Source organism: Seonamhaeicola marinus (assembly GCF_008085455.1).
In genome coordinates, this window is the sequence record NZ_VSDQ01000320.1 from 1 (window position 1) to 347 (window position 347).

Sequence of the window (347 nt, forward strand, 5' to 3'; positions counted from 1 at the left end):
ATTTATTGTTGAATGGATTATTTTTGGGCTTTTAGCTTGGAAATTAGACACAGATGTAGCAGAGAAAATTCAAAACTTTTTCCCTTTAAAATCTATGTATAAACTCATAGACCAACCGTTTCAAAGAATAGCCATGACAAAATTTCCTGATAAAGCTAATTTAGCTTATGATTATGGAGCACATTCATACGAAATACTTATAGTTTTAGCTTGGACAGCCTTATTTATCTTTTTATCGTATAGATTATTAAAAAAGCGCGATTTATAATATATTTGGTAGCATTTGCTACCACTAATGAAAAAAACGCTTTTAATATTTTTTGCTGTTTGCTGTTTTTCAAACATTT

The 347-nt window shown here is 28.5% G+C and carries 1 pseudogene; it reads left to right on the forward strand.

From position 1 onward, the window contains the following. Positions 1–268 (forward strand): annotated as a pseudogene (locus tag FUA24_RS04175) (ABC transporter permease); the annotation flags it as partial. Between the last annotated feature and the right edge of the window lie 79 nt (positions 269–347).